Source organism: Candidatus Zixiibacteriota bacterium (assembly GCA_040753875.1).
GTDB lineage: Bacteria > Zixibacteria > MSB-5A5 > GN15 > FEB-12 > DATKJY01.
Genome location: JBFMDV010000037.1, coordinates 23453 through 33026, shown reverse-complemented (window position 1 = coordinate 33026; position 9574 = coordinate 23453). Strand labels below are relative to the sequence as shown.

The 9574-nt window shown below is 56.3% G+C and carries 7 protein-coding genes; 5 read left to right on the top strand and 2 right to left on the bottom strand.

Annotated features, from left to right (window positions below):
- Positions 1-101 (top strand): IS3 family transposase (locus tag AB1644_13620; protein MEW6052086.1); only part of this gene is annotated, 101 nt, incomplete at its 5' end.
- 23 nt (positions 102-124) lie between these two features.
- Here the strand turns inward: AB1644_13620 and AB1644_13615 are convergent.
- Together AB1644_13615 and AB1644_13610 are read right to left on the bottom strand one after the other, a co-directional pair.
- Positions 125-484, bottom strand: coding sequence for a hypothetical protein (locus tag AB1644_13615; protein ID MEW6052085.1), 360 nt, complete (start codon positions 482-484; stop codon positions 125-127).
- A 123-nt stretch (positions 485-607) separates the two neighbouring features.
- Positions 608-1774, bottom strand: a complete 1167-nt coding sequence (locus AB1644_13610; GenBank protein ID MEW6052084.1) for a hypothetical protein — start codon at positions 1772-1774, stop codon at positions 608-610.
- 548 nt (positions 1775-2322) lie between these two features.
- Here AB1644_13610 and AB1644_13605 point away from each other — a divergent pair.
- The 4 genes from AB1644_13605 to AB1644_13590 all read left to right on the top strand — a co-directional run bounded on the left by AB1644_13605 (position 2323) and on the right by AB1644_13590 (position 9564).
- Complete coding sequence (locus AB1644_13605) at positions 2323-6495, top strand: sigma 54-interacting transcriptional regulator (protein ID MEW6052083.1); 4173 nt, start codon at positions 2323-2325, stop codon at positions 6493-6495.
- 264 nt (positions 6496-6759) lie between these two features.
- The gene (locus AB1644_13600) at positions 6760-7011 is read left to right on the top strand and encodes a hypothetical protein (GenBank protein MEW6052082.1); all 252 of its coding nucleotides are present in this window, start codon (positions 6760-6762) and stop codon (positions 7009-7011) included.
- A 60-nt stretch (positions 7012-7071) separates the two neighbouring features.
- Entirely contained in the window at positions 7072-7683 is a 612-nt protein-coding gene (locus tag AB1644_13595; protein ID MEW6052081.1) for an HTH domain-containing protein, read from the top strand.
- A 174-nt stretch (positions 7684-7857) separates the two neighbouring features.
- Positions 7858-9564, top strand: a complete 1707-nt coding sequence (locus tag AB1644_13590) for an ATP-binding protein (protein ID MEW6052080.1) — start codon at positions 7858-7860, stop codon at positions 9562-9564.
- The last annotated feature ends 10 nt before the right edge of the window (positions 9565-9574 follow it).

Here is a 9574-nt window from a genome sequence, read left to right as displayed (position 1 = left end):
TTGAGTATATTGAAGTGTTTTATAACCGTCAGCGCCGACACTCGGCGGCGGGCTCACACAGCCCGGCTGAGTTCGAGCGACTGACACCATTGATTAACTGATTGTCCACAAAATCAGGGGAAGGTCAGAACAGATTGGGTTTGGGGATAGGGTCCCCAGTGACTTCAATATCGTCAAGATATACCCCGTATCCTGTCTGTGTATAGTCGCTGTAAAACTGAAAGCGCAGATATAGGGTGTTTCCAGACTTTGTGATGGGGCAAGCCGGATATTCCCAGCCACCCAAGTAACCCTCATGATACTCCAGGGGAATCCAGTTCAGCCGGTCCCAGGAGTAATGAACAAGCAGATAGTCGTACCCCAACTCCGTATCATACAAGACTGCATAGTACAACCACAGGTTGGTCCAATCAGTGACGTCTATAGCGTAAATCTGGTACATGAACGCGTTCATGTCGTTGTCGTAGTTTGAGCAATCAGCCATGTCTCCCGCTCCCGCACACCACGCCGAGTACGACCCGCTCGTACTATAGCAGTTGTAGACGTAGTACCAATAATCATAGCCGCTGGTGACATTGGAGTCGACCAGGTTCCAATCGCTGGGGAATTAGTCGTCGAATGATTCGTAGAACAGACTGCTTTGCGGAGAACTTGGCCTTACTCTGCCGCCGCCGCGCGGGAGGTCAACGGTGTCCGATGGCTGCTGCTCCGGCTCACCCAGTTTTCGCTTGCCGGGAAGGTTGACCATCCACTGGTGCATTTCAATGTCCTTCTCACCGAGTTTGTTCATGGTCTGCTTGGTGATCAAGGCGTGAAATATCCCAGGGACGGTCGTGGGAATCAGTGAGTCGACATTTTTGCGGGCCCATTCGTACTTCGCGGAATCGCGCAGGTCCAGCCACGTGTCATGCAACCGTCCGGCGTCAGCCGCCATGACGGAGTCCAAACGCCGTTGACTGTGCGCCCGCATGTCGGTTATCACTTCGATGGGATGGAACTTGTATTCACCCTTCCGGCGTTGGTAGTATTGGCCATCGACCATTATGGTCTGAACCGAGGCGTTAGCCAGAGGTGTCAGTTCCAACCGCCGCATCTCCAGCCGTTCATCCTCAGCCTTCGATTCGCTCCTGCGGAGAGTCTGCTTTGGGACTGTAACGGTATCGTCCTCAAACGGAAACAGGGAATCCAGCAGCGGGAATTCTCCCCGCACCCGCCTCCCTTGCGGAGGCTGGGGGTAATTCGGGACCTGGGGAAAATCGCGGTCAATCCACCTTGGATCGCCACTGAATATTTCGATTGTGTCCCCAGTCGTGACGAAGAACCTGTCGATATCCCAATCAAACCGGGGGCAGTCCAGGTGGATTGTGAAGCCGCATGTATCCTTGTCTCCGATCACAACCTCGAGCAGACTGGTGTCCGGCGTGTACGGAGGCTTGGCGCCAAAGACGACGGTCCATTGCTTGGGTGAGTGGCATTCAAGGTTCCCATCCGTAGTGACGGTTACTTGCACACTGTCACAACCATGGACGGCAGGAATGAAGCTGAAGACCAACGTGGCGGGACCAGCGGCCCTTAAAGGCGTGTTTGGCTCCAATGAGTACTTGATTCGCGGTATTAGTTTGTCACTTCCACGGACAGGAGCCGGCTGCAGCCCAAGGGCCAGTCCCGTCGTAAGCAGAACTACCCAGAGCAAACGCGAAGCCGGATACTCCTTTGCCACTCCATCAGCCAATTCGACCGAGTGGTCCGTGAAATGCTTCCTTCGAAACGTCATACAAATTTCCTCCATTTCTGGTGATTCGTCTAACATTAAGACGGAACGATGTGAAAGATATGAATCGGATATAGTGCTCGTGTCAAACTATCCCATACCATCACCCTCCTTTCAGGCGAAGCCGTACTACCACACCTAACCTAACCCCCATTTCGAGCACTGTAGAGTAGAGACGTTTCCCTGCCTTTAGTGTGCAAAACCGCAACCGCGCCGTCAAGTTGAATCAACAGCAAAATGGAGCGCCGAGCCGCTGTTCTCGGGCGCGGGAAGGCGGGCGGAGGACGATAGTGACAGCCCACACCCCCGACTGACACAGTTCCGCGCCTTCCCGTCCCGACAATAACTGGCACCCCACCTCTGGCCGGTTCCAGCCGACAACCCGCAATATCGCGAGCGACTATGACAGAACCTGTCAGTTTGAGTTGAACTTTTTTCAAAAAAATTCGTCTTGGCTCCAGACGGATTTGACCTATCTTGAAGAGGAGAGTTGACCGGACATCTGCGGTAAGGCGCGATATTGCCGACAGTTGGCTGGATCGGTCCGTATCATGAAGCACCCTGTTTCCAAGGCTTTTCGTTTCCAAAAACTCCTGTCCGAAAACAGCGCCTGCCAGACATGGCTGGCGTCACACGCCGAAAACGGTCTGGCAGCAATTGTCAAGAGCTCTACCAGCCCATTGGCCACCGAGCCGGCCGCCGCCAGGCAACTTCTGCTCCAGTCGTTCCGGCTTCAAGGCGCTCTGCGTTGGCCTCGCGTAGTGCGAGCGCGCCGAAAAGTCACCGAAAATGATGTGCTGTTTATCGAGTATCCGTATCTCGACACCGCCAACTGGCAGGAACTGACGCCCGCATTGCTCTGGAGCCAATTAGAGTGGATACTCCCGGAGATCTGCTGCATCGTAGACTACGTCCACCAGATGGGCTACGTGCACGGCGACCTGAAGCTGGCCAACTTTCTGGTGCGCCTACACGGCCGACCGCAGGTTCGTCTGGTCGATCTCGATTTTCTCTGCCCCATCGACAGCAAGCTGAGCGCGAAGGTATTTGGTACTCCGGAACGGATCGCGCCGGAGATCCTGGCCAACGAGCGGATTGTCGCTCAATCGGACAATTACTCTCTGGGCAGGGAGTTGCAGTCGGTCTTGTCGCTGCTGTCGACATCCACGGAATTGTCCGGCGCTGCAAATGACGCGCTTCGTGAGAAAATATCCTGGCTTGCCGAGAAACTCGTCGCGGAAGATTATCTGCAGAGGCCTCGAGTGCTTCTGGCGGCCCTGGTCAATATCGGCCTCCTTGACAAACAGCGGCACGCCGACATAATCAAAGTCCTCCTTCGTCAGATCGTTCGGTCTCGGCGCGCGCAGATTGACAAAAAGGAGCTGCTCAAGCGAGCCGGTTTCGCCGATTTTGTTCGCCGCCAATGCCGGGTGATGGGTTTGAGCGACGAGCTGCTCGAAGCCTTTTCGGATGCAGCACAGCGAAGCGAACTGCGCACCTTCCGCATTTTGGGAGAACTGATACACCGGGCGAGCGTCGAGCAGAACGGCGACTACTGGCATCTGCCTGCCGACGATCAGCTCCTGGAGGCGACCTACAGCGCTTTGCAAGCGGTTGCGGACGGGCGTCCCCGTACATCGCCGGGGTCGGCAGACAACGGCGGCGATGCCGCCCATCTGATGGCCCGTGCCCCTATGCACGAGCAGTCGGGTCACTTGGAGCAGGCGTATCTGTCGTACCGCGCCGGTCTGAGGTTATTGCAGAATACAGGCAGTACGGACCAGATCGTTGTTCTCCTTGAGCAGGCGGGGCGGATTGCGAACCAACTCGGTCGATTGAGCCAAGCGGCGGAACATTTCGAGACACTGTATGCGCTCCCCCAATTGAACGGCGCCGGGCGGCTTGGAGCGGCGCTTCGTCTACTTCCGGTGTTGCTGAACACTGGGCGACTCAATCGCGCCCAGGCAGTGGTGGCATCTCTCTCACCGTATGTCGAGGAGACAACCGACCAAGAGGCGCGAGAGGCCTTTCGCCGTATCCACGCCTGGCTCCTCATATCGCAACGAGAGTACCAGCGGTCGCAGGAATTACTCGACAGCGTCATCGGTCACTGCCGTCAGAACGGGTTCGCCGAGACTCTGGCAATGGCGCTTTACACGCAGGGGATGCTGTACTGGTACCGTGGCCAGTTCGATGCCGCCAGACGAGAAGTGGCAAAGGCCATACAGGTGGCGGAGGAGCATTCGATCACGGGACGTGTGCTCCCGATATTCGTGGGGTTTGCCGTACTTCTGAGCGATTTCGGAGACCACGAGTCTGTCCTCCGTGTAAGCAAGCAGTCGATGAAGCACGCCGACAGCAGCGGCAACCGGTCATCGTTCGCCATCATCTGTTACAATCTTGCCACCTCCTATACCCGCCTGGCCGAGCGGCAGAAAGCCGACTACTGGATGCAGCGAACGCTTGAGGCAGCGTCGGCTACCGGCGGCAGAACGACCATGATCACGCACTACCAGCAACTTGCGTTTCTGAAGCTCAACTTTGGTGAACTGGCCGCAGCAAAGGAAGCGGCCTATCGGGCGCTCGAACTGGTCGAGGAAGGTGAAGCGACCAAGACCATCGCCAAGGCTTACCACGTGTTGTGTGAGGCGGCATTGATGGAGGGAAATCTCACTCAGTGTCGTGGATTTGCCGAAACGGCGATATTGAAGTTCGAGCACTTGCAAGATGAAGCATCGCTCGCTGAGATTCGCATGCTCGTCTTGTTGTGCCGGCACTACATCGGACCGACGGATCTGACGGCCGAGATCACCGCGGCATCCGGACGTCTGGCTCAATTGCGATGTCGGTACTACGCCGCAGTCGGGTATTATCACGTATTGGTGCAAGAGTCACACTCTCTTGGTCCGCAGGATCTTGCGGCAGTGGAGAGTCTTCTTAAGCCTGTCGACAAGTCACGGGTGCCGGTCTTTGCAGCCCTGGCGGCGGTGATTCACGATGGTCAGTCCACCGCCGGTCCGCGGGCAAGACTGGCTTCTTTCAAAGAAGCCTTCCGAATAATGCTTGCGGCTCAGCAGAACTTTCTTGCCCTCGTGACAGGGATGAAGCTGGCCGCACTGTATCGCGAACAGGCCCAGCCCCGCCATGCCCGCAAGTTTCTGCGTCAGTCTCTGCGGCTGGCACAGGCTCTTGGCAACAACTTGCTGGCGGGCCGGATCCAAGAACTACTGAATTCGACAGGTACGACCGAGGACCATGAGAGTCAGCTCATTTCATCGTTTCACGACATGTCCAAGATACTCAAGGGAATCGGAGATTACCGCGAATCCTTGCAGCGCTTGGTTCAGTTTGCAGTTGATCAGTCCGGCGCGGAGCGAGGCGTGCTGCTCCTCACGTCGCGCGGCCCAGCCAAGCTGCATATCGCGGCTTCTGTCAATTGCGACGATCAGAGCCTGACCGATATACTGGATATCAGTCGCAATGTACCGTCCGCCGTCGTGCGCGACGCGATGCCCCTCATTATCGAGAACGCCCTCGAGGACAAACGAACCAACCAGTTCCGGAGCGTGCTGTTGCACAACATCATGTCGGTGATGGCGGTACCGCTTACCTACGACGAAGAAACACTTGGCGTTCTCTACCTCGACCATCATGCGATTCCGACGCTTTTTGATAAAGAGGACATCACATACATCCTGACCATCGCCAACGTGATCGCAGTAGCGCTGGCCACGGTGGATAGTTTTTGCAACCTGCGATTTGCCAATGTCGAACTGCAGCGCGACCTGGGACGCCTGGGATACTCCGGGACGTTTGTAACGAGGAATCGCTCGATTGAAGAGTTGCTTGGGAAGTTGGGTGCGATAGCCAAGACCGACGCACCGGTACTCCTGGTCGGGGAAAGCGGTACTGGTAAGGAGATCCTGTGCCAGATGATTCACTCACAGAGTCTCCGATCCGAGCATGCCCTGGTCAAACTCAACTGTGCGGCGATCCCAGAGACCATGATCGAAGCCGAGCTATTCGGAGTGGAGCATGGTGCCGCTACTCAGACTGTTGCCAGGGACGGCAGATTTGTGGCGGCCAACGGCGGTACGCTCTATCTCGATGAGATTGGTAATATGCCGCTGTCGGTTCAAATGAAGGTTCTTCGGGTGCTGGAATACCAGCAATTCGAGAAAGTCGGCAGCAACCGGCCAATCCAGACAGATGTCCGATTCATCTACGCCACCAACATGGACCTTAGCCAGATGATTATCGACAAGACCTTCCGAGAGGACCTGTTGTACCGGATCAACACGTTCATGATCGAAATACCACCGCTCCGGGAACGCCCGGACGACATCCCACTCTTGATAGAGCACTTCCTTCAGATTCACGCCACCGGCAAGAAGGCGCCAATTTTCACCAACCAGGTTATCGAAGCCATGATGCGCTATTCCTGGCCGGGGAACGTCCGACAACTGAAGAACGCAGTTGAGCGCTGTTGCATTCTCTATCCCGGAGAACGGATAACCGCTGCTATGCTTCCAGCCGAAATCGTACAGCCTGGTTCAGCAGGTCCGGTTCAGGATCAGGCTGCTGCCGGGGCGGAGATTGCTCGACTTCGCCAGGCGCTAGCTGATTCGGGCTGGAATCTCAGCGCAACCGCCCGAGCGCTCAACATGCCGCTCACCACTCTGAGAAGAAAAATCAAAAAATACGGGATCAGAAAAAACCGCTGACCCCCTATTTCTCGCCACCCCGCCACCGGTGGATGATCGCCGTGGCGCGGCTTGTCCGCTGCTAATCATAGAGTTAATAGTTTATCTTGCCACGGTTTTGCATGGGATAGGCATGCGAGCCCAATCAATCATTCCTCCATAATTCCAGTAACCTCTTGCTGGAAAGTATGATACAGAGATTCACAAGCTCTCTCGATCTAATGGCACGCGGTGTGAATTGGTTCCCTCCTGACCTGATGAACCCAAGTCGAGAAGGAGGACACAATGACCACAGGTCTAAAGAGACACCGTGCCGCGGGATGGCTGGCGCTGCTGGCCGCCATCACACTGATCTTCCAGTTAGCGGTTTCCCCAGCAACCGCCGATGGGACCTCACCCGTCCCGCCGACCCAAGGCATCGACACGACCGGGACCAACGCGCTGCCGCCCGACACAACCACGACTACCTCAAGCGAGTCGGTGACAGCCACGCCTTCGCTGCTGGACATCATCGTATTTCTGCTGCCCGTTCTATGACACCCAAACCAGTGGGAGGGCGGTGCAGGTCCGCTCTCCCGCCGAAAGGAGAGCACCGCCATGGAAAAGCATTCACGGGTCCTTCGCCTGATCAGCCTTCTGCAGAGTCGCAAACATGTCACTGTTGCCACATTTAAGCGGTTCTGTGGAATTCACGAACGTTCGGTCTATCGCTACATCAATACCATTTCCGAAGCGGATATTCCGGTGTACTATGACCGGACGCTCAAGGCGTACTGTCTGGCACGGCCAGTCACCTACTCGCTTGAGAATCTGGCCATGAACGAAAGTGTCCTGCTGGTTATCGCTCTTCGGTTGTTGCGACTCCATGTCGGCGGAGAATACCGCACCGAGATCGATGCACTCCTCAAAAAGACCGTATCACACCAGTCGTTCCCGGTGGAGGAAACGCTGGCTGCTCTCGATAATGAACTCGGCATACTGCGCGGAAGACCGGATCTGACCCATGCTGTCTCGTGGGCGTTGGTTCAGGCGGCCATTCTGAACCGCCGGCGAGTAAGGGTCAGCGTCGAAGACCAGTCGAGTCAACGCGAGATCGAAATTGACGAGCCTCGACTGCGCTTCAAGAACGGCTGGACCATAACCCCGCGAGACAAACGAGACGATGTTGGTACACCGCTGTCACGCGTGAAGAAAGTCAAAGTGGCGTAGGTCTGGTCAATCGCCGCCAGCAATTGACCGATTAGCGAACTGGCATAGCTCTGCGTTGTGACCGACGGGGGGAATCGCTCCTTTTGTCGCGCGCCACTTATCGAGTCGGGGGTTCAGGAAAACCGGACAATTCCGATACTTCTACGTAACCGGTCCGGGAATGAGGATTTACCCGTGGGTGGGAATTCAGAAACACAACTGGTCAGCAAGACAGGGCGCAGTCTGGCTCGAAAAGAGTTCCGGGTCCTGTTGGTCGATGATGACCAGTCCATTCTTTCGCTGCTGCACCGCGAAGTCTGTGAGGCCGGATACGACTGCCAAGCCGCCGACCGTGCCGACGCGGCGCTTGAGGCCCTGAAGCAGGTATCGTTCCACCTCATCGTTACTGACATCAAGATGCCGGGCCTGTCCGGTGTTCAACTGGCTGAAGCGGTTAAGGCCTTCTCTCCCGACACGCTGGTGGCTTTCATGACCGGCTTCGCCGAGTACGAATCACTCGCCAAAGCGATCCGTCTGCGGCCGATCGGCTTTCTCGAAAAACCGTTCTCAGCCACCCAACTCCTTGATCTGATCGAAAGAGCACTGGTGCATGTCAGCACCATTGAACAGCAGGAGGAGCGGGCCTCGAACCTCGAGAATCTGGTTGAGACCAAGACCCGGGACCTCGAGTTCCAGTCCGAGCGACTCCTGGCCGAGAAGGAGCTGCTGAACGGTATCATTACCAGCGCCAATTTCGGGTTGATCGCAACCGATACATCGCTGCATGTACACCTGATTAACACGTTTGCACTCCGATTACTGACCATACCGGACCTGGCAGCCATGGGGTCACTCGGCAAGCCGTTGCGGCAGTTGCTAACGGATGATTGCTGGCCGTGCTTTGAGGATCTGGGCGCTCGTGTCCTAAACGCACCCAACCTGTACAAACGTGATTTCTCGAATCCCCAGAACGACGCCAAGCTCAACGTGATCGGGTATCCGATCCGGCATCGCGAGGCCACCACGGCCATCGTGTTCATTATTCATGACATCACGGAAACGGAGATGCTCCAGCGCCGGCTCTTGCAGACGGCCAAGTTAGCTTCGATCGGCGAGCTGGCGGCGGGGGTGGCCCATGAGATCAATAACCCGCTCGGTTTCGTCACCAGCAACTGCAACACTCTGGTTGGGTATTTCGATAAGCTCACGAAATACCTGCAGGGTGTCGGGCAGTGCCTGACGAACACGGAGGACCGGCAGGCTGCACTTAGCGAGATCGACCAGCTCCGAACAAGTTGTGACGTGGACTATATTTGTGAGGACTCGCAGCAACTGCTGCGGGAAACGCTCGACGGGCTGGGTCGGGTGTCCAAGATCGTCAAGGATCTCAAGACATTCGCCCGCGCTGACAGCGATACCCCGCAGACCTGTCAGATAAACGGCCTGATCGACGACGCGCTCAACCTGGTACGAAACGAGATAAAGTACACCCTCGAGGTTGTCAAAGAGTACGGCGAGCTGCCGGAGATAACCTGCTACCCCAGCCAGTTGGTCCAGGTATTCACGAACATGTTCGTCAATGCATCGCAGGCGATCAAAGGCAAAGGAACCCTGACCATCACGACCAGAACCAAATCGAGAAACGCCGAAATCAGCATCCGCGATTCGGGCCAGGGCATACCGGAGAAAGTACTATCGCGGATATTTGATCCCTTCTTCACCACCAAACCGCCGGGCAAAGGGACAGGCATGGGGCTGAGTATTTCCTACGGGATTGTACAGAAGCATGGCGGCACGATCTCTGTGACCAGCGAGCTTGGTGTGGGCACTGATTTTGTGGTGGAACTGCCGTTGGTCGGTGTGCTCACGATGGACGACGTGCAAGGTACCGCCGTCAAGTAGCGAGGTAAGA